This window comes from Pseudomonas fluorescens group sp. PF-69 (assembly GCF_054481235.1).
Genome location: NZ_JBTMNC010000001.1, coordinates 1,027,432 through 1,048,489, shown reverse-complemented (window position 1 = coordinate 1,048,489; position 21,058 = coordinate 1,027,432). Strand labels below are relative to the sequence as shown.

Annotated in this window: 14 protein-coding genes; 13 read left to right on the top strand and 1 reads right to left on the bottom strand. The window is 59.7% G+C overall.

The window, feature by feature from the left end:
• The first annotated feature begins 79 nt into the window (after nucleotides 1-79).
• Nucleotides 80-4,822, top strand: a complete 4,743-nt coding sequence (locus tag ACX3YF_RS04775; RefSeq protein WP_458973470.1) for an RHS repeat domain-containing protein — start codon at nucleotides 80-82, stop codon at nucleotides 4,820-4,822.
• Nucleotides 4,823-4,896: 74 nt separating this feature from the next.
• Here the strand turns inward: ACX3YF_RS04775 and queG are convergent, their stop codons facing one another.
• Nucleotides 4,897-5,967: a tRNA epoxyqueuosine(34) reductase QueG gene (gene queG, locus ACX3YF_RS04770; RefSeq protein WP_288100637.1), complete on the bottom strand. Its 1,071-nt coding sequence runs from the start codon at nucleotides 5,965-5,967 to the stop codon at nucleotides 4,897-4,899.
• A gap of 63 nt (nucleotides 5,968-6,030) precedes the next feature.
• Here queG and ACX3YF_RS04765 point away from each other — a divergent pair, with 63 nt between their 5' ends.
• From ACX3YF_RS04765 to ACX3YF_RS04710, 12 genes are all read left to right on the top strand, one after another.
• Nucleotides 6,031-7,530 carry an NAD(P)H-hydrate dehydratase gene (locus tag ACX3YF_RS04765; protein ID WP_458943764.1) on the top strand — a complete coding sequence of 500 codons (1,500 nt, stop codon included), beginning with the start codon at nucleotides 6,031-6,033 and terminating at the stop codon, nucleotides 7,528-7,530.
• A complete protein-coding gene (gene tsaE, locus ACX3YF_RS04760; RefSeq protein ID WP_047536712.1) occupies nucleotides 7,518-7,988 on the top strand; it encodes a tRNA (adenosine(37)-N6)-threonylcarbamoyltransferase complex ATPase subunit type 1 TsaE in 471 nt (156 codons plus the stop codon). The genes ACX3YF_RS04765 and tsaE overlap by 13 nt, the downstream gene beginning before the upstream one ends.
• Complete coding sequence (locus tag ACX3YF_RS04755; protein WP_130204941.1) at nucleotides 7,989-9,419, top strand: N-acetylmuramoyl-L-alanine amidase; 1,431 nt, start codon at nucleotides 7,989-7,991, stop codon at nucleotides 9,417-9,419.
• Between the two features lie 8 nt (nucleotides 9,420-9,427).
• A complete protein-coding gene (mutL, locus tag ACX3YF_RS04750; RefSeq protein WP_458974827.1) occupies nucleotides 9,428-11,326 on the top strand; it encodes a DNA mismatch repair endonuclease MutL in 1,899 nt (632 codons plus the stop codon).
• Entirely contained in the window at nucleotides 11,326-12,297 is a 972-nt protein-coding gene (gene miaA, locus ACX3YF_RS04745) for a tRNA (adenosine(37)-N6)-dimethylallyltransferase MiaA (protein WP_288100632.1), read from the top strand. The genes mutL and miaA overlap by 1 nt, the downstream gene beginning before the upstream one ends.
• Nucleotides 12,298-12,391: 94 nt before the next feature.
• Nucleotides 12,392-12,652, top strand: a complete 261-nt coding sequence (hfq, locus tag ACX3YF_RS04740; protein ID WP_007902656.1) for an RNA chaperone Hfq — start codon at nucleotides 12,392-12,394, stop codon at nucleotides 12,650-12,652.
• Nucleotides 12,653-12,664: 12 nt separating this feature from the next.
• Nucleotides 12,665-13,966, top strand: a complete 1,302-nt coding sequence (gene hflX / locus ACX3YF_RS04735) for a ribosome rescue GTPase HflX (protein ID WP_046819838.1) — start codon at nucleotides 12,665-12,667, stop codon at nucleotides 13,964-13,966.
• A 96-nt stretch (nucleotides 13,967-14,062) separates the two neighbouring features.
• The gene (gene hflK / locus ACX3YF_RS04730; RefSeq protein WP_130204933.1) at nucleotides 14,063-15,235 is read left to right on the top strand and encodes an FtsH protease activity modulator HflK; all 1,173 of its coding nucleotides are present in this window, start codon (nucleotides 14,063-14,065) and stop codon (nucleotides 15,233-15,235) included.
• The gene (gene hflC, locus ACX3YF_RS04725) at nucleotides 15,235-16,104 is read left to right on the top strand and encodes a protease modulator HflC (protein WP_090465431.1); all 870 of its coding nucleotides are present in this window, start codon (nucleotides 15,235-15,237) and stop codon (nucleotides 16,102-16,104) included. Before hflK ends, hflC begins: the two co-directional genes overlap by 1 nt.
• 304 nt (nucleotides 16,105-16,408) lie before the next feature.
• Nucleotides 16,409-17,596 carry an ATP phosphoribosyltransferase regulatory subunit gene (locus ACX3YF_RS04720; RefSeq protein WP_047536733.1) on the top strand — a complete coding sequence of 396 codons (1,188 nt, stop codon included), beginning with the start codon at nucleotides 16,409-16,411 and terminating at the stop codon, nucleotides 17,594-17,596.
• Nucleotides 17,597-17,650: 54 nt separating this feature from the next.
• A complete protein-coding gene (locus ACX3YF_RS04715) occupies nucleotides 17,651-18,943 on the top strand; it encodes an adenylosuccinate synthase (RefSeq protein WP_130204929.1) in 1,293 nt (430 codons plus the stop codon).
• 150 nt (nucleotides 18,944-19,093) lie between these two features.
• Nucleotides 19,094-21,028, top strand: a complete 1,935-nt coding sequence (locus ACX3YF_RS04710; protein ID WP_288100625.1) for a methyl-accepting chemotaxis protein — start codon at nucleotides 19,094-19,096, stop codon at nucleotides 21,026-21,028.
• Nucleotides 21,029-21,058: the final 30 nt, after the last annotated feature.

Here is a 21,058-nt window from a genome sequence, read left to right as displayed (position 1 = left end):
GCTTGGCTTTTTTCGAAAAGTTTGGCGCCAGCCTCGCCTCTATGAAAGAGACTGGGGTTCATGCTGATGGGAACGTCAAATGACTATAAGTAACTCAAGAAATATTTATTCAAATGCTTTTAACTTTCATGATTTCATTTCCGGGGGGGTCGATCCACGTACAGGAATTTATACCTGCTCCATAACGATGGGTGAAATCAAGTCCGGTGGGTTAAATGGCCCTTCCTTGCCGATCAACCTGTACTTCAATCCGCTCAACGGCGCTGATATTGGTTTGGGAGTGGGGTGGTCATTGGCATTGACCCGCTACGACACGGCGGCGCAGACGCTGACGCTGTCCAGTGGTGAAAGTTATAAGGCCAGGACATCGGCCACACGCTTGACCTTCGATGAACTGAAGCTGGAAACCATCAAGGCCAGTCGTCCTGCACCCAATCGCTATGACATTGTGCATAAGGACGGCCTGCGTGAAGAACTCGAAGTCTACGGTGCGAGTGACATAGCCGTTCCGAAGCGAATTGTTGCGCCAAATGGCGGCAGCATCACGCTCGGTTACACCGCTATAAACGATCAGCCAATACTCAGGGAAGTGAGGGACGATCAGCGTATTTTACTGAGTGTTTCGCGCAACCGTGGTGCAGTTAGCCTTGTTCAATACCCCGACACCCCCTGTGAGGCGCGCTTTGTTCTGTCGCTCGTCAATGACCGGGTTGTATCCATTGATTTGCCGACCGGCGATGCGTGGATCCTGACGTACGAGGATATCGAAGGTCGAAGTTATCTGAAGCAAGTCGACTCGCCGCTGGGTGCACGCGAGTTCATTGGTTATCAGCAGCAGGGGCATCGATTTCCGCGCGGAGCTCCCCTGCGATCCATTCCCTATGTCAACTCGCATACGGTTTTCCCCCGGCACAATCAGCCGGCGATAACCACCAATTACGAGTATTCCGACAACAATTTTCTGGGTTTCGACGCCGAGGACATCAAGTGGTCGGAGGAAGGAGATAACCTTTATCAGGCCTCAGACGACTATTCCTATACCTCGACCGAGCGCTTGATGCTGGATGGGAAGGTTCATCGCTCTACGGTCCGTACCTACAACAAATATCATCTGCAGGTCTCGGAGGTGGCGACTTGCAAGAAGGTGGCTACCTCGCAACTGATTGAGTATCACCTTGATCCGCGCAAAGATTTTTCAGAGCAGCCGGCACAGTTCAGATTGCCAAGAGTTCAGACCCTGCGTTACCACGACCGCGAGACGAACACATCGCGGGACGAGGTGTTGCGTACCGAATTCGATGCGTTTGGCAATTTGCTCAAGCAGGTCGAACCGAGTGGCGTGACCACTGTTTGCGAGTTCTACCCGGCGGCGGGTGCCGATGGTTGTCCGGCGGACCCCTTGGGTTTCGTGCGGTTCGAGAAACAGCGAACAGTCTTTCCAGCACCTGGATTCGCTGCGGCCGAGACCACTACCACACGTTATCGTTATCAGCTACAACGTGGGATGAGTGGCGCATCGGCGCAGAACATTGTCCGCGTGCGCGAGCAATTTCTTGAACTGGCACAGGGCAGCGAGACGCTCTGCTCTCAAACTGACCTGGTTTATATCGATCGCCCCACCGATCCCCTGGTTCACGGTCTGCTGGAAAAGCAAACCATCACGTGTAATGGCCAATCGACCCAATCTGAATTCCAGTACAGCCATGGTGGCGCGACCCGTACGCTGCAAACCACGCTGAAAGGGTTTGATGGCACCCGCAAAACGGTCACCACTGCCTTTTCAGCCCTCAATGGGGTGAAATTATCCGAGCGGAACGAGGATGAAGGGACAGTTGTCTTCGAGTACGACGCTCTTGGCCGCGTGGTGACAGAGACTGTGGCGCCTGACACCGCGTATACCGCCAGGCGCAGCAATGTCTATCAACCGGCGGTTGGCAATAGCACACCGGCAACGATCATCAGCACTGACGTAAACGGCCAGCAGCAGCGCGTCACTCTTGACGGTCTCGGGCGTACGATTCGTATCGAGGAGCAAGACAGCGACCACCAGGCCGATGGGCCGCTACGCCCGGTTTACTCGGCGCAATACGACGCGGCGGGCCAGCTCATCGAAGAAACCGGCACTGACTGGTTGCAGGGCGCTCCCCTGGCGATAAAAACCACCTTCATCCTTGATGATTGGGGGCAGGTAAAAACCACGCTCCATGGCGACGGTCGAAAAGCGCACGTGGAATTCGACCCAGTGACCCTTCGGGAAGTGCAGTGGCAAGAAGGCATGGGCAAGACCGTCACGGTCTACCAGGGGTTCGGCAAACCCGAGAGTATCGAGGTGTTCGACCTGAAGGGACGGAGTCTGGGCAAGACCCTTCACGAATATGATGGCCTGGGAAGGGGTGTCAGTCGGACCGATCCGGCAGGGAATACAACGGGTTATCAGTACGACGTATTCAATCGGCTCCGGCGCAGTGTATTGCCCGATGGCCATGCTGTGGAAACCGAGTATGCATCCCATAGTCCCGGACAAATGCCCGTCGAGGTCAAAGTCGCGGGCCGTAGTCTGGGTCAGCAGGCCTTTGATGGGCTCGGACGGTTGATCCAGAGCAACGTCGGCGGTCGAGTGACCAAGGCGGGGTTCGAGTCGGGTTTCAGCAAGCCCGCCTGGGAACAGGCGCCAGGTGGTGAACGGATCGAATACCAGTACGAACGCAACCTTGGCGGGCAAGTGATTCAACGCAACGCCAACGGATTACTCGCCAGGTATGCCTACCATCCCAGGCTTGGTCTGCCGACGATGTGTACGGAGCAAGGACGCGAGACGCGCTTCGAGTATTACCCCTCCGGGCGGCTCAAACGTGAGCTGTCCATCGTGGGCGAACAGCAGGAGAAGGCCCTCTATAGCTATTCATTGGGGGGGCGTCCCCTCACCTGCACCGATGTGCTCGGTCACCGACACACGACTGATTACGATGAATGGGGGCGTCCAAAATCGTTTGAACAACATGCACTCAAAGCCGCATTTGCCTACAACGCGCTGGGTCAGTTGACTGAGGTCGACGCCCAAGACATGAAGGGGGAAAGTTCGCTGGTCACCCGACTGGCTTACGATGATCTGGGGCGAGAAATCTCACGCCGTTTCGAGGCCGCTGGATCAGGCAGCCAAACCCTGACTTCAAGTTACACACCGACCAGCAAGTTGGCGCAACGCACATTGAAAAACGGCGATGACGTCATACGCGACGAGCGCTTCACGTACGACTCGCGCGGCCGCCTGAGCCAGTACAGCAGCCGTGGCACCCACCGACCGCGCGACCCGTATGGCAAAGAGATCATCAAGCAAACCTACGTGTTTGATGCGATGGACAACATCGTCTCCCTGGAAACCGAATTTCCCGGCGGTAAAAACCTGGCGTCCTTCGATTACAGTGCCAGCGATCCTACTCAATTGATCGGCATCCGACACAGCCACAAGGATTATCCGGCGCCGGTCGTGCTGGAGTATGACGCCAACGGTCAGTTGATCAGGGACGAACAGGCCCGCAGGCTGACTTACGATGCGCTGGGACGCCTGACTCAAGTGGCCAGCGCCGTCGGGGACGTGGTGCGCGGCTATCACTACGACGCGCAGGATCGGTTGGTCGAACTGTCACAGCCGGTCGGCCCGCCGACCCAGCGATATTACCGCGAAGGCCGCGTGCTGAACGAAGTGTGCGGCCCGGACAAGAGCACCTGCTTGCGCAACGCCGGCATTTTATTGGGGCAGAACCGGCAAGGGCAGGACGCCGGCACCAGGTTGTTGGGTGCCGACCAGCAGCAGAGTGTGTTGACCGAGGTCACTGGGTCGCGGCGCCAGGATTTTGCCTACAGCCCATATGGACATCGTCCGGCGGAAGGCGGCCTATTTGCCGTGCTGGGGTTCAGTGGCGAAGCACTCGACCCTTCGACAGGCTTGTACTTGCTGGGCAATGGCTACCGTGCCTATAGCCCTGCGCTGATGCGCTTTCTCAGCCCGGACAGCATGAGCCCGTTCGGCGCCGGCGGATTGAACCCCTACGCCTATTGTGGGGGCGACCCCATCAATCGAGTGGATCCGACAGGGCATTTTTGGAAAGCCTTGTTGGGGATAGCGTTGTCCATTGCCGGTTTTGCCCTGAGTGTCGTGACAATGGGGGCCGCCACGCCACTCGCGATCATTGGTCTGACGCTGGCGGCTGCGTCTACAACGTTGGGGATTGCCGGCATCATTGTCGACGAAGTGGCGCCGCAGTCAGGGATCGGAGAGATTTTGGGCTGGGCCAGCCTGGCCACTGGTGTGATGTCGTTAGGGGCCGGTTTGGGCGCCCTCGGCAAAAGTGCTGCTCAATGGGGGAGTAAATTGGCGAATGCCTTCAAGCCCGGGTTGAGTGGAAAACCCGCGGATGCAGCGAGGGCCATGTCCAGGGGGATGAGTAACGGAGCGTCGAGGGCGGGATCATCGATGGCCAAAGGCAAAGGGGCGAAAGCCGCCGCCAAAGCAGCGAAGGCAGGTGGGAAAGTGGATGACACACCGAAAAAATGGACCCTGAAGGGGCCCAAGGAAAAAAACATAAAGTCGGATCTGGGTCGATCCCAACTGGATGAATTCGAGGTATTCAAACGAGGCATAGCTGACGAGGGTCTTTCTCCAGTAGAGGCCTCGAAGAGGATGGGAGATCCGAAATACACAGCTCTGGAGAAGAAGCTGGGCCGATTCGAAGTGCGAATAGGTGGTAAGGACAGGGTGACTTTTTTGGTGCATGACACCGATCACATTGTCGAAATATTGCAGGTTGGCGGGCATACCTGAGTGTTAACGGGCGCTGATCATTTCAACTTTGCTTGAGCCTCACTTGATCTTGTTGCACTCGATAGCCGCTTCAATCATTCGAGACGATCGGTGTGTTGCTTCAGTGCCCACTCCACATGCTCTCTGACCAGTTCCGACGGGTACTCCCGTCGCGCCTTCAGCGCTTCCAGCACCGGAATCGTTGAGGGCGCGTTTCCCAATCCCACGGCGAGATTTCGCAACCAGCTCTGATAGCCCGCCCGCCGCAATGGCGAGCCTTCGGTATTGCTCAGGAACTTGTCCTCGTCCCACATGAACAGCTCCGCCAACTCGGCATTGTCCAGGCTATGGCGCGGCTTGAAGTCGCTTTCACCAGACGGCCGGGCGAAGCGGTTCCACGGACAGACGATCTGGCAGTCATCGCAACCGAACACTCGATTACCGATCAGTGGTCGCAGGTCTTCAGGGATCGCGCCTTTGAGTTCGATGGTCAGGTAGGAAATGCAGCGCCGGGCGTCCAGCACATAGGGGCCGACGAAGGCGTTGGTTGGACAAATATCGAGGCAGGCACTGCATCGGCCGCAATGTTCGGTGGCGTGAGGCGGGTCCACCGGCAACGGCAAATCGACAAACAGCTCGGCCAGGAAGAAATAACTGCCGGCCTTGCGATTCAAAACCAGCGTGTTCTTGCCGATCCAGCCCAGGCCGGCCTGTTCGGCGATGGCTTTTTCCAGAACAGGCGCACTGTCGACAAAGGCGCGATAGCCGAACGGGCCGATTTCAGCTTGAATCTTTTCCGCCAGTTGTTGCACGCGTTTACGGATCAATTTGTGGTAATCGCGGCCCAAGGCATAACGTGATACGTAGGCTTTTTCCGGCTGGGCGAGCATTTGCGCCATTTGCGTGTCGCCCGCCAGGTAGTCCATGCGCAGGGAAACGACTCTCAATGTGCCCGGCACCAGTTCTTCCGGGTGCGAGCGTTTGCTGCCGTGGGCGCCCATGTAGTCCATTTCGCCGTGGTAGCCGGCGTCGAGCCAGCGCTCCAGGTGCTGCTCATGCTCGCCCAGGTCGAGACCGCTGATGCCGACTTGCTGAAAGCCCAGCTCGCGGCCCCAGTCCTTGATGGATTGGGCGAGAGTGGGCAGGTCTGGAGTAATAGCGGGCATGAGGCGAGAGAAACCGGAGCTGAGGTGCGTATAATTCTGCCAGACATCGGAGCCTGAAGACGCATGCCGCACACTAAAGATGATTTACCCGACGCGCTGTACAGCGCTGCACAGGTCCGGGGACTTGATGCGAGCCTGATCGCGGCCGGAACAAAGGGCTTCGAATTGATGCAGCGTGCGGCTCGGGCGACCTGGCGAGCGCTGGTTCGTCAGTGGCCGTCGGCGACCGAATTGAGCGTGTTGGCAGGGCAAGGCAACAATGCCGGTGATGGCTATCTGGTGGCGGTGCTGGCCCGGCGCGCCGGATGGACGGTGCGGGTATTGGCGGTCGGCGATCCGCAACGGTTGCAAGGCGATGCCGGCCTGGCCCATGCCGAGGCCGTGTCTGAAAAGGTCTCTATCGAAGCGTGGAGCGCGCAGTCGCAATTGCGCGGTATCGTGCTCGACGCCTTGCTCGGCACGGGGCTGAGTGGTGACGTGCGCGACCCGTATGCCAGTGCCATTGCTGCGATCAATGCAAGCGGTCTGCCGGTGGCGGCGGTGGATATCCCTTCCGGTCTGAGCGCCGATACCGGGCGCATCCTCGCTCATGCGGTCCGGGCGGACCTGACCGTGACGTTCATCGGTTTGAAAGTGGGTTTGTTCACCGGTGACGCGGCGGATGTGGTGGGCGAACTGGTGTTCAACGACTTGCACGCCGATCCTCAGTTACTTGAAAGCGCACCGATCAGCGCCCGTCGTCTGACGGCTGGCAAGCTGCCGTTTCTGGCTGCGCGTCCGCCTGCTTCCCATAAAGGCAATTTCGGCCATGTGCTGCTGATGGGCGGCGATCGCGGTTTCGGTGGTGCGATCCTGCTGAGTGCGCAAAGTGCGCTGCGCAGCGGTGCCGGCATGGTGTCGGTGGCCACTCGCAGCGAACACGTGCCTGCCGCATTGGCCAGGATCCCCGAGGCGATGGTGGTGGGCGCTTCGTCAGCCAATCAACTGATGGGATTGCTTCAAAAGGTTTCCGTGTTGGTGGTTGGCCCAGGCTTGGGCCAGGCGGCTTGGGGACGCAGTCTTTTGTCGGCTGCCGCCAACGCGCCGGTGCCGCAAGTCTGGGATGCCGACGCGCTGAACATGCTGGCCGAGGAACGGGTGAGGTTGCCCAGGGATTGTGTGATCACCCCGCATCCGGGCGAAGCCGCTCGCTTGTTAGGCATCAGCACGGCGCAAGTTCAGGCGGATCGGCCCGCCGCGGCCCATGCGTTGAGCAAAAAATATACAGCGGTCGTAGTGCTCAAAGGCGCCGGCAGCTTGATCGCCAGTCCCGACGGGCGGCTGGCCGTGTGTCACCAAGGGCATCCGGCGATGGCCACTGCCGGGTTGGGTGATGTGCTGGCGGGTGTGGTCGGCGCGTTGCTGGCCCAGGGCATGGAGGCATTCGACGCCGCGTGCCTGGCGGTCTGGCTGCATGCCAATGCGGGCGAGCAACAAGGTAAATTCGGCCGTGGGCTGGCGGCCAGTGATCTGATTCCAGCCATTCGTCAGTTGTTGGAGGAGCAAGCACCGTGTCTGAAGTAACCCTGTATCTGGCTGATGAAGCGGCGATGACTGAATTGGGTACACGCATCGCCCAAACCACGAAAGGGCACGGTCTGATCTTTCTCGAGGGAGATCTGGGGGCGGGGAAAACCACGCTGTCCCGGGGCATCATCCGTGGCCTGGGGCATGTCGGGGCGGTAAAAAGTCCGACCTTCACTTTGGTTGAACCCTACGAGATCGGCGATATTCGTGCCTTTCATTTCGACCTGTATCGCCTGGTCGATCCGGAAGAGCTGGAGTTCCTCGGCATCCGCGACTATTTCGAAGATGACGCGCTGTGCCTGATCGAATGGCCTGACAAGGGTGCAGGCTTTTTGCCAAAGCCCGACCTGACCATTACCATTAGCCCGCATGACAGCGGGCGTTCGCTGAAAATTTTGCCCCAAGGCTCGCGTGGCGAGTCCTGGTGTGCCGCTTTGGCATTGGAATCCAAATAAATGATGGGGTTAGGTATGCGCTTTCGCGCGTTGGTTGCTGCCGTTGGGGTGTTGTTTTTGGCGGTAACCGTCGACGCTGTGGCCGACACGAAGGTCAACAGTGTTCGCCTGTGGCGGGCGCCGGACAACACGCGACTGGTGTTTGATCTGACGGGCCCGGTGCAGCACAGTGTCTTTACCCTGACATCCCCGGATCGCCTGGTCATCGACATCAATGGCGCGACCCTGGGTTCGCCGTTGAACGTCAACACCTCGAATACCCCGATCACCGCCATGCGCTCGGCCCAACGCACGCCGACCGACCTGCGGGTGGTCATCGACCTGAAAAAGGCTGTGACCCCGAAAAGTTTCTCCCTGGCACCGAACGCGCAGTATGGCAACCGGTTGGTTGTCGATCTGTTCGATAGTCCGTCTGACGCCGCGCCACCTCCAGCGCCGACGCCTTCGGTCGCGACCGTGCCGGCAGTGCCGGTGACTCCCGCGGAACCTGCAATCAAGCTGCCGCCGGCACCGGCCGGCAAGCGCGACATCATTGTCGTGATCGACGCCGGCCACGGTGGCGAAGACCCGGGTGCTTCGGGCTCTCGCGGTCAGCGCGAAAAAGACGTGGTGCTGGCCATCGCCCGCGAACTGCAACGCCAGGTGAGCGGCATGAAAGGTTTCCGCGCCGAGCTGACTCGCACCGGTGACTACTTCATTCCCTTGCGCGGCCGCACCGAAATCGCCCGCAAGAAAGGCGCTGACCTGTTCGTTTCGATCCACGCCGATGCCGCGCCTTCAGCTGCCGCATTCGGGGCCTCGGTGTTCGCCCTGTCTGATCGCGGCGCCACGTCGGAAACTGCGCGCTGGCTGGCTGACAGTGAAAACCGCTCCGACCTGATCGGCGGTGCCGGCAACGTCAGCCTCGACGACAAGGACCGCATGCTCGCAGGCGTGTTGCTCGACCTGTCGATGACGGCGTCGCTGACTTCCAGCCTGAACGTCGGTCAGAAAGTCCTGACCAACATCGGCCGGGTCACGCCGTTGCACAAACAGCGGGTGGAGCAGGCCGGGTTCATGGTGCTGAAGTCGCCGGATATTCCGTCGATCCTGGTGGAAACCGGGTTCATCTCCAACGCCAATGAAGCCTCGAAACTCGCGGCGTCGAGCCATCAGCAGGCGTTGGCGCGCTCTATCAGCAGTGGCGTGCGTCAGTTCTTCCAGCAAAACCCGCCACCTGGCACCTACATCGCCTGGTTGCGTGACTCGGGCAAAATCGCCCAAGGTCCGCGTGACCACCGGGTCAGCCCGGGCGAGACGCTGGCGATGATCGCTGTGCGTTACCAAGTGTCGCCGGCCACGCTGCGCAGTGCCAACAACCTGTCGAGCGACGAACTCAAGATTGGTCAGCATTTGACCATTCCCGGCACTGAACTGGCGGCCAAAGAATGAATCAGGTGCTGACCAACGCTGCCCGCATCGAGCTGCTCAGCCCGCGACTGGCGAACCAGATCGCCGCCGGTGAGGTGGTTGAGCGCCCGGCGTCGGTGATCAAGGAGTTGCTGGAAAACAGCCTCGACTCCGGCGCCAAACGCATCGATGTCGATGTGGAGCAGGGCGGCGTCAAACTGCTGCGGGTGCGTGATGATGGCAGCGGCATTTCCGCCGATGACCTGCCGCTGGCGCTGGCCCGTCATGCCACCAGCAAGATCCGTAATCTGGAAGACCTTGAGCAGGTCATGAGCCTGGGCTTCCGTGGTGAAGCCCTGGCGTCGATCAGTTCTGTGGCGCGTCTGACCCTGACGTCGCGCACTCGCGATGCCGATCAGGCCTGGCAGGTGGAAACCGAAGGCCGTGACATGGCGCCCCGCGTGCAGCCAGCCGCCCATCCGGTGGGGACCTCGGTCGAGGTCCGCGACCTGTTTTTCAACACACCGGCGCGGCGCAAGTTTCTCAAGACCGAAAAAACCGAATTCGATCATCTGCAGGAAGTGATCAAGCGTCTGGCCCTGGCGCGCTTCGACGTGGCGTTCCATTTGCGCCACAACGGCAAGACCATTCTCAGCCTGCACGAGGCCCATGATGATGGGGCCCGCGCCCGGCGAGTGGCAGCGATCTGCGGTCCAGGCTTCCTGGAACAGGCACTGCCGATTGAAATCGAGCGCAACGGTCTGCATCTGTGGGGCTGGGTCGGGTTGCCGACCTTCAACCGTAGTCAGGCGGATTTGCAGTATTTTTTCGTCAATGGCCGTGCGGTACGCGACAAACTGGTGGCCCACGCGGTGCGCCAGGCTTATCGCGACGTGCTATTCAATGGTCGGCATCCGACCTTCGTGCTGTTTTTCGAAGTTGATCCGGCGGGCGTCGACGTCAACGTGCACCCGACCAAGCACGAAGTACGCTTCCGTGACGGGCGCATGGTCCACGATTTCCTCTACGGTACGTTGCACCGCGCCCTGGGTGATGTGCGACCGGAAGATCAACTGGCTGCACCGGTGGCGACGGCCATTGTCCGTCCTGTCGGGCTTGAGGCAGGCGAGTTCGGTCCGCAGGGCGAAATGCGCCTGGCCGCCAATGCGCTGCTGGAGCAGCCTCAAGCGCAACCGTCGCTCAATACGCCGGCCGGCTCGGGATCTGGTTCGGGCTATCAGTATCAATACACCCCGCGACCTCCGTCCGCGGTTCCCGCCGCTGAGGCCCAGGCTGCCTATCGTGAATTCTTCGCGCCGCTGCCGGAGGCCAATGCCGTAGCGCTGCCGGCCGGTCAGGATGATATCCCGCCGCTGGGTTACGCGCTGGCGCAGCTCAAAGGCATCTACATCCTTTCGGAAAACGCCCAGGGGCTGGTGCTGGTGGACATGCACGCCGCTCACGAGCGAATCATGTACGAGCGCCTGAAAGTCGCCATGGCCAGCGAAGGCTTGAGCGGGCAGCCGCTGCTGGTGCCGGAGTCCCTGGCGGTCAGCCAGCGCGAGGCCGATTGCGCCGAAGAGCACGTCGCCTGGTTCCAGCGTCTGGGCTTCGAACTGCAGCGGCTTGGCCCGGAAACACTGGCCATCCGGCAGATTCCGGCCTTGCTCAAGCAGGCTGAAGCCAATCGACTGGTCGGCGACGTGTTGGCCGACCTGATGGAATACGGCACCAGTGACCGGATTCAGGCGCACCTGAACGAATTGCTTGGGACCATGGCCTGCCACGGCGCCATTCGGGCGAACCGGCGTCTGGCCCTGGCGGAAATGAACGGTCTGTTGCGCGATATGGAAAACACCGAGCGCAGCGGTCAATGTAACCATGGCCGACCGACCTGGACCCAGTTGGGCCTGGACGATCTGGACAAACTGTTCTTGCGCGGTCGTTGATGAGCCAGCTCCCACCTGCGATTTTCCTGATGGGCCCGACCGCCGCCGGCAAGACCGACCTGGCCATCGAACTCACCAAAGTCCTGCCTTGCGAACTGATCAGTGTCGATTCGGCACTGGTTTACCGTGGCATGGACATCGGTACTGCGAAGCCATCGAAAGAACTTCTGGCGCAATATCCCCACCGTTTGATCGATATCCTCGACCCCGCCGAGAGCTACTCCGCCGCGGATTTTCGCCGGGACGCCCTCGAGGCCATGGCCGAGATCACCGCGCGCGGAAAAATTCCGCTGCTGGTCGGCGGCACAATGCTCTACTACAAGGCCTTGCTCGAAGGACTGGCGGACATGCCGGCCGCCGATCCAGACGTTCGCGCGCAGATCGAAGAAGAAGCTGCACGCCTTGGCTGGCAAGCCTTGCACGAACAACTGGCAGTTATTGATCCGGTTTCTGCGGCGCGGATTCATCCGAACGATCCACAGCGACTCAGTCGAGCACTGGAAGTTTATCGCGTCAGCGGTCGAAGCATGACCGAGCTGCGCTTGCAACAATCTGCGCAAAGTACTGACGCAGCCGCTTCGGGACGGCAACAATTGCCCTATACTGTCGCGAACTTGGCCATAGCTCCGGCAAATCGTCAGGTATTGCACGACCGAATTAAACAAAGATTCACTTTAATGTTGGAACAGGGATTCATAGATGAGGTCGTAGCCCTGCGTAAGCGAAGTGACCTGCATGCCGGGTTGCCGTCTATACGTGCGGTAGGTTACCGACAAGTCTGGGACTACCTGGATGGCAAGCTGACGTCAGCCGAGATGCAGGAGCGTGGAATCATCGCCACGCGCCAATTGGCGAAGCGCCAGTTCACCTGGCTGCGCAGTTGGGCTGATTTACATTGGCTGGACAGCCTCGATTGCGACAATCTGCCGCGCGCCTTGAAATACTTGGGGACCATCTCCATATTGAGCTGAGTCCTTGCAATTGCCGTCTATCCTTGGGGGTGTGACGGCCAAAGTCATCTGTTTACCTATTTTTTTATATTGAATCCTTAAAGGAGTGCGGCACATGTCAAAAGGGCATTCGCTACAAGACCCTTACTTGAATACTTTACGTAAAGAAAAAGTTGGGGTTTCCATCTACCTGGTCAACGGTATCAAGCTGCAAGGCACGATCGAGTCTTTCGACCAGTTCGTCATCCTGCTGAAAAACACCGTCAGCCAGATGGTCTACAAACATGCTATCTCTACAGTAGTGCCGGTTCGTCCAATTCGTCTGCCTAGCGCAACCGAATCCGAAGCAGGTGATGCTGAGCCAGGTAACGCCTGATAGGAGTCTCCTTTGTTCTTTGAGCGCCACGGTGGTGGTGAGCGAGTCATCCTCGTTCACTTGGATGGACAGGACCCTGAGGCGCGCGAAGACCCGCAGGAGTTTCAGGAGTTGGCTAATTCGGCCGGCGCCGAGACCGTTGCGTTTTTTAACGTGCCGCGTCATCGGCCAACCGCCAAATTCCTGATTGGCAGTGGCAAGGTCGAGGAACTGCGCGACCTGGTCAAAGCCGAAGAGGCCGATCTGGTGATTTTCAATCACGTCCTCACGCCCAGTCAGGAACGCAACCTCGAACGTGTTTTCGAGTGTCGCGTGATCGACCGTACCGGTCTGATTCTCGATATTTTCGCCCAACGCGCCCGTACCCATGAAGGCAAGCTCCAGGTAGAACTGGCCCAGCTTGACCACATGAGCACCCGGCTGGTTCGTGGCTGGACTCACCTTGAACGCCAGGGTGGCGGTATCGGCATGCGTGGCCCGGGTGAAACCCAACTGGAAACCGACCGCCGTTTGCTGCGGGTTCGGCTGCGACAGATCAAGGGCCGGCTGGAGAAAGTGCGCAGCCAGCGCGAACAGTCGCGGCGTGGTCGTTCGCGTGCGGATATCCCTACCGTGTCGCTGGTGGGGTATACCAACGCCGGTAAGTCCACGCTGTTCAATAACGTGACGAAATCCGACGTCTACGCGGCTGACCAATTGTTTGCCACGCTGGACCCTACCCTGCGTCGTCTGGATCTGGACGATCTGGGGCCGATTGTCCTGGCAGACACTGTAGGTTTCATTCGCCACTTGCCCCACAAGCTGGTCGAGGCATTTCGGTCTACCCTCGAGGAGTCGAGCAACTCCGACCTGTTGTTGCACGTGATCGATGCGGCCGAACCCGATCGCATGTTGCAGATCGAGCAGGTGATGGTGGTGCTGGGCGAGATTGGTGCCCAGGACTTGCCGATCCTCGAGGTCTATAACAAACTCGATTTGCTTGAAGGCGTTGAGCCACAAATCCAGCGCGACGAAAACGGCAAGCCCCAGCGGGTCTGGCTGTCGGCGCGTGATGGCACTGGCCTGGAATTGCTTGAGCAAGCCATTGCCGAATTACTTGGCAGTGATTTGTTTATCGGTACCCTGCGCTTGCCGCAACGATTCGCTCGACTGCGTGCGCAGTTTTTCGAACTCGGCGCGGTGCAAAAAGAAGAACACGACGAAGAAGGCATCAGTTTGCTGGCCGTTCGTTTGCCCCGGGTCGAGTTGAATCGACTGGTAAGCCGTGAAGGATTGCAGCCGATGGAATTCATCGAGCAACACACTTTGCAATAAAAGCCTGAGAAAGCGGTTGTGCCGTGGTGACAGGCATTCTGTAGCATTGGTCGGCGCGCCGTGGGTGCGTCTTTGCTTTATCAGATGGAGAGCGCTATGGCTTGGAATGAGCCGGGTGGCAACTCGAATAATCAGGATCCTTGGGGTGGCAAGCGTCGCAACAATGGCGACCGCAAGGGACCACCGGATCTCGACGAGGCCTTCCGAAAGCTGCAGGAAAGCCTGAACGGGTTGTTCGGTGGTGGTAAGAAACGTGGTGATGACGGCGGTGGTCCGGGCAAGAGTGGCGGCTTTGGCGGCCTGCTCGGTATCGGCCTGGTCGTGCTGGCGGCCATGTGGCTGTACAGCGCGGTCTATGTCGTGGACGAGCAGGAGCAGGCCGTCGTGCTGCGCTTCGGCAAGTACTACGAAACCGTTGGCCCGGGCCTGAATATCTATTTCCCGCCGATCGACAAGAAGTACATGGAAAACGTCACGCGTGAGCGTGCGTACACCAAGCAGGGTCAAATGCTGACCGAAGACGAAAACATCGTCGAAGTGCCGCTGACCGTGCAGTACAAGATCAGCAACCTGCAGGACTTCGTGCTGAGCGTCGATCAGCCGGAAATCAGTCTGCAGCACGCGACCGACAGCGCCCTGCGCCATGTGGTGGGTTCCACCGCGATGGACCAGGTGCTGACTGAAGGTCGTGAATTGATGGCCAGCGAAATCAAGGAACGTCTGCAACGCTTCATGGACACCTATCGCACCGGTATCACCGTCACCCAGGTCAACGTACAGAGCGCAGCGGCACCGCGCGAAGTCCAGGAAGCCTTCGATGACGTGATCCGCGCCCGTGAAGACGAGCAGCGTTCGCGCAACCAGGCTGAAACCTATGCCAACGGCGTCGTGCCGGAAGCTCGTGGTCAGGCCCAGCGCATTCTCGAAGACGCCAATGGCTACCGTGACGAAACCGTCTCGCGCGCCAAGGGTGAGGCTGACCGCTTCACCAAACTCGTTGCCGAGTACCGCAAGGCTCCTGAAGTGACCCGTCAGCGTCTGTACCTGGACACCATGCAGGAAGTCTTCAGCAACACCAGCAAGGTGCTGGTGACCGGCAACAAGAATGGCCAGAGCAATCTGCTGTACTTGCCGCTGGACAAAATGGTCGAAAGTGGTCGCAACACCAGCACTCCGGTGACCGGTGCGGCAGCCACCAGCAATGAAGCGAATGCGCGTGCGGCAGCTGATCTGCAGCAACAGCAAGCACGTACCAGGGAGAGTCGCTGATGAGCAATAAATCGCTGATCGCCCTTATTGTCGGCGTCGTCGTGGCGATCGCTGCCTGGAACTGCTTCTACATCGTGGCTCAGACCGAGCGTGCGGTGTTGCTGCAGTTCGGTCGCGTGGTTCAGGCCGATGTACAACCTGGCCTGCATGTGAAAGTGCCCTACGTTAACCAGGTGCGTAAATTTGACGCACGCCTGATGACGCTGGATGCACCGACACAACGCTTCCTGACGCTGGAAAAGAAAGCCGTGATGGTCGATGCCTACGCCAAGTGGCGGGTGAAGGACGCAGAGCGTTTCTACACCGCGACATCCGGTCTCAAGCAAATTGCCGACGAGCGCCTGTCCCGTCGTCTGGAGTCTGGTCTGCGTGACCAGTTCGGTAAGCGCACCTTGCACGAAGTGGTGTCGGGTGAGCGTGATGCGCTGATGGCGGATATCACGGCTTCGCTGAACAAGATGGCTGAAAAAGAGCTGGGCATTGAAGTTGTCGATGTTCGGGTCAAGACCATCGATCTGCCGAAGGAAGTGAACCGTAGCGTGTTCGAGCGTATGAGCACCGAGCGTGAGCGTGAAGCTCGCGAGCACCGCGCCAAGGGTAACGAGCTGGCTGAAGGCATCCGTGCCGACGCCGATCGTCAGCGCCGCGTGTTGCTGGCTGAAGCCTATCGTGAATCTGAAGAGATTCGCGGTGACGGTGATGCCCAGGCCGCTTCGATCTATTCCAAGGCCTATGGTCAGGATCAGGAGTTCTACGCGTTCTACCGTAGCCTGCGCGCCTACCGTGAAAGCTTTGCGAATAAATCCGACGTCATGGTCCTCGACCCAAGCAGTGACTTCTTCCACTACCTGGAAAAAGCCAAGCCTTGATACGGCGTTGACCCGAATCATTCCGCCGGGCGGCTAACGCCTCTGGCGGGGTGATCCTTTGGCAAAACGTGTGTATGATGCGGCAGCCGGGAAATTCCCGGCTTTTTTGCGTCTGCACGTTTGATTGCTGTTTTTGGTGCAAGCGTACGAGTCTAAAGGCTCGACAGGTTTTTCGAGGAAAGTGGTTGGCGAAGCCGGTTGAAGGCTTTTCGCTCCGTTGTTCATGCGCGGAACAATCATTTTCTGCTTCACTCAAGGCTCGGCCGAGGGCTGGCTGGCCGCCCGGATATAGGGGAATGGCGTAATGGCAACGGTAGACCGCTGGCTGCTGCCAGATGGCATCGAAGAAGTACTGCCACCGGAAGCGGCGCGCATTGAAGTTGCGCGTCGCCAGGTGTTGGATCTGTTCCAGAGCTGGGGTTACGAATTTGTCGTGACTCCCCATATCGAGTACCTGGAATCCCTGCTGACCGGCGCGGGCCAGGACCTGGATCTGCGTACCTTCAAGGTCATCGACCCGCAGTCGGGCCGGCAGATGGGTTTCCGCGCGGACATCACGCCGCAGGTGGCGCGTATCGATGCGCACACCCTGCGTCGCGAAGGCCCGAGTCGTCTGTGCTATGCCGGCAGCGTGCTGCATGCTCAGCCACGCGCCTTGTCGTCCTCGCGCAGCCCGATCCAGCTGGGCGCCGAGTTGTACGGCGATGGCAGCCCCGGCAGCGATGTCGAAGTCATCAGCCTGATGCTGGCGATGCTGCAACTGGCCGATGTGCCGGACGTGCACATGGACCTCGGTCATGTCGGCATCTACCGCGGCCTGGCTCGCGCAGCCGGTTTGTCCGGTGAAGTCGAACAGCAGTTGTTCGATGCATTGCAACGCAAGGCCATCGACGAGGTCATTACCTTGACCGAGGGTTTGCCTGCCGATTTGTCGGGCATGCTGCGGGCGTTGGTCGACCTGTGCGGCGGTCGCGAAGTACTGGCCGCTGCGCGTGAGCGTCTGGCGGGGGCACCGGCCCCGGTTCTGGCGGCGCTGAACGATTTGCTGGCGATTGCCGAGCGTTTGTCCGTGCGTTTCCCGGATTTGCCGCTGTACTTCGACCTGGGCGAATTGCGCGGCTATCACTACCACACGGGTGTGGTGTTCGCCGTGTTCGTGCCGGGTGTTGGCCAGTCCATTGCCCAGGGCGGTCGTTACGACGACATCGGCGCCGATTTCGGTCGCGCCCGTCCGGCAACCGGCTTTTCCACCGATTTGAAAACCCTGGTGACCCTGGGGCGTGCTGAAATCGAGCTACCGTCTGGCGGTATCTGGATGCCTGACAGTACGGATGCGGCACTCTGGCAGCAGGTTTGCCAGTTGCGCAGTGAGGGTCAGCGTGTCGTTCAGGCATTGCCTGGACAACCTTTGGCCGCCGCCCGTGAAGCGGACTGCGACCGGCAATTGATTCAGCAGAACGGGCTTTGGCAAGTATCGCCACTGGCTTCTTGAGTTTTCCTGCCGGCCACCGCCGGCACCAAGTTTGCGCGAATGAGGACAAGTGTTATGGGTAAGAATGTCGTAGTCCTGGGCACCCAATGGGGTGATGAGGGCAAAGGCAAGATCGTTGATCTGCTGACCGAACATGCTGCCGCCGTAGTGCGCTACCAGGGTGGCCACAACGCTGGCCACACCCTGGTGATCGACGGCGAAAAAACCGTCTTGCACCTGATCCCGTCGGGCGTGCTGCGCGAAGGCGTGCAGTGCCTGATCGGCAACGGCGTGGTGGTTGCACCTGACGCCCTGCTGCGGGAAATCAACAAGCTGGAAGAGAAAGGTGTGCCGGTGCGTGAGCGCCTGCGTATCAGCCCGTCCTGCCCGCTGATCCTGTCCTATCACGTCGCGCTGGACCAGGCCCGTGAAAAAGCGCGTGGCGAGCTGAAGATCGGCACCACCGGTCGCGGCATCGGCCCGGCTTACGAAGACAAGGTTGCACGTCGTGGCCTGCGCATCGGTGACCTGTTCCACCGCGAGCGTTTCGCCGCCAAGCTGGGCGAGTTGCTGGACTACCACAACTTCGTACTGGTCAATTACTACAAAGAGCCTGCAATCGACTTCCAGAAGACACTGGACGAGTGCATGGAATACGCCGAGCTGCTCAAGCCGATGATGCTGGACGTCACTGCCGAGCTGCACCAGCTGCGTCGCGCTGGCAAGGACATCATGTTCGAAGGCGCCCAGGGTTCGTTGCTGGACATCGACCACGGTACCTACCCGTACGTCACCAGTTCCAACACCACCGCTGGCGGTATCGCGACCGGTTCGGGTGTTGGTCCGATGTTCCTGGACTACATCCTCGGCATCACCAAGGCCTACACCACGCGCGTTGGTTCGGGTCCGTTCCCGACTGAACTGTTCGACGACGTTGGCGCGTTCCTGGCCAAGCGTGGCCACGAGTTCGGTGCAACCACCGGCCGTGCCCGTCGTTGCGGCTGGTTCGATGCCGTTATCCTGCGTCGCGCCATCGATGTGAACAGCATCTCGGGCCTGTGCCTGACCAAGCTGGACGTACTGGACGGCCTGGAAACCATCAACATCTGTGTTGGCTACAAGAATCAGGACGGCGCAGTGATCGACGCACCGACCGACGCCGACAGCTACATCGGCCTGGAGCCGGTGTACGAAGAAATGCCGGGCTGGAGTGAATCGACCCTGGGTGCCAAGACCCTGGAAGAGCTGCCTCAGGCTGCACGCAACTACATCAAGCGTGTCGAAGAGTTGGTCGGCGCGCCGATTGACATTATTTCGACGGGCCCGGACCGCAACGAAACCATCGTTCTGCGTCATCCGTTTGCTTGATAAGACATTGATGTGAAACACAAAGGGCCCATAATCGGGCCCTTTGTCGTTTTTGCCTGCTGAACGGCATGACCTTTGCTGTGAACATTGAAAAGAGCCTCCTTTCAGGTGTGCTATCAATTTAATGGCGCCAAAGCAGAGGGATTTCTAGTGTCGGCCGTTCTCTCATTGTTACAAAGCCGTTTGTTGAGGCCTGTGTTCGTTACGCTTGGTATCGCTCTATTGGTGCAAGTGGTCGTGGCGGTCGCTCTGACACGGAGCACGGTGACCGCATTGGAAGCCGATTTGGGCATGCGCCTGGGCGCGGACAGTCAAAAACTTTCCGGCGAGCTTGAGCAGGCGGGGCGAGAAGTCACGTCGAGCCTCGATAGCCTCTCCACCAGTACCCGTCAGCGCCTCACGGCCGGGTTGTCCTCGCGATTGGAGGAGGAGCAGGCACAACTGCGCGAGACACTGGAAAAGGACCTGAAGGATTCCGCCGGCGACATGGCGCAACTCCTGGCATCGGTTGCGCCGCGCGCCATGTGGGACAACGACATTCCAACCTTGTCCGAGTTCGCGCGCAGGGCCCAGCGCAATCCCAACGTACTGTTCGTGGTGTATGACGACGCCACGGGTCAGCATCTGACGCGCTACCTCAACCGAGAGAACCCGATCAACAAGGCGCTTCTGGAAAAAGGCCAGGGCGATCGGGCGCTGGACAAGGTGCTGGATGCGGCGAAGAGCGATCCTTCGGTCTTCTACATCGAAGCCTCGATCAACCCCAATGGCGTGGAAATCGGCAAGGTCTTGATGGGCGTATCGACCGCGTCGGTGGAAGCCGATCTGGCGGCCCTGGACAAGCGTTTCTCCGCCTTGATCGCCAGCAGCGATCAATTGGTGGGTGACAGTCTGAAGGGCGCGGCGGCCGATAGTGCGACCGCCATGCGTTCGCGACTGCAGTCGGCTCAGTCCACGGCGGCTGAAATGAAAGCCAATACCACCAGTACCGTGCAGGAAGCCGCGGCCACCCTGCGCTGGCGTATCGGTATCTGTCTGGCGGTCGTGGGCTTTGGTGTCCTGCTGTTGCTGGCGGTGGTGCTTGGGCGTCGAGTGGTCAATCGCTTGAGAATGCTGATTATCGCCATGGATGACCTGGCGGCGGGCGAGGGTGATCTGACCAAGCGCGTGCAAATCAACAGCAAGGACGAGATCGGCGACATGGCGTCGGCGGTCAATCGGTTTGTGGATAAGTTGCAGCCGATCGTGCGTGAAGCCGGCGACGTAGCCCAGCGGACCGGCGTGGAAATCGGCGCCATGACCCTGCGCAATGCCGGAGCCGATGCCGCGGCGGGTATGCAGCGCGATGAAGTGGCCGAGAGTCTGCGTGCTTTGTCGCAAATGGCAGACGAAGCCCAATCTGAAAGCCAGGCCATGCAGGCGGCTTTGAAACAGGTCGTGGATATCCGTCAGGCCACTGACGAAAACACCCGGACTTCCGCAAAAGTCGGCAGTCTGATCGAGGCGTTGGCGGGTCAAGTCGAAACCGGAGCACAGGTGATCGAGCGACTTGCGCAACAAAGCGAGCAGATTGAGGTGGTGCTGACGGTCATTCACGGGATTGCCGAGCAGACCAACCTGCTGGCACTGAATGCGGCCATTGAAGCGGCGCGCGCGGGTGAGACTGGGCGCGGGTTCGCGGTGGTGGCGGACGAAGTGCGGGCACTGGCGAGCAAGACCCAGAGCTCTACCGGCGATATTCAGGCGCACATTGTGGCCTTGCAGCAGGGTGCACGGGAGGCGGTGGCGGCGATTGGCCAGGCTGGGCGCCAAGCGGACGAAGGCTTGTTGGTGCTGCGGGACAGTGCGCGTCTTCAGCAATCAGTGCAGGCCTCGGTGGAGCAAGTGCATGCGGCGATCGGTCTGGCGACCCAGGCCGCTGCGCAACAGGCTCAGGGTGCGCAAGCGGTGCGTGGTCGGGTCGAGACCATTCATGCGCAGGCCGAGAAAGCGGCTCAGGCAGTGGTGGAAACCACGGCCAGTGGCAAGGTGCTGGACGGCTTGGCAGCGCAGTTGAAGGCGAGTCTGGGGCAGTTCAGGGCTTGAATGAGCAAAAGATCGCAGCCTTGGGCGGCT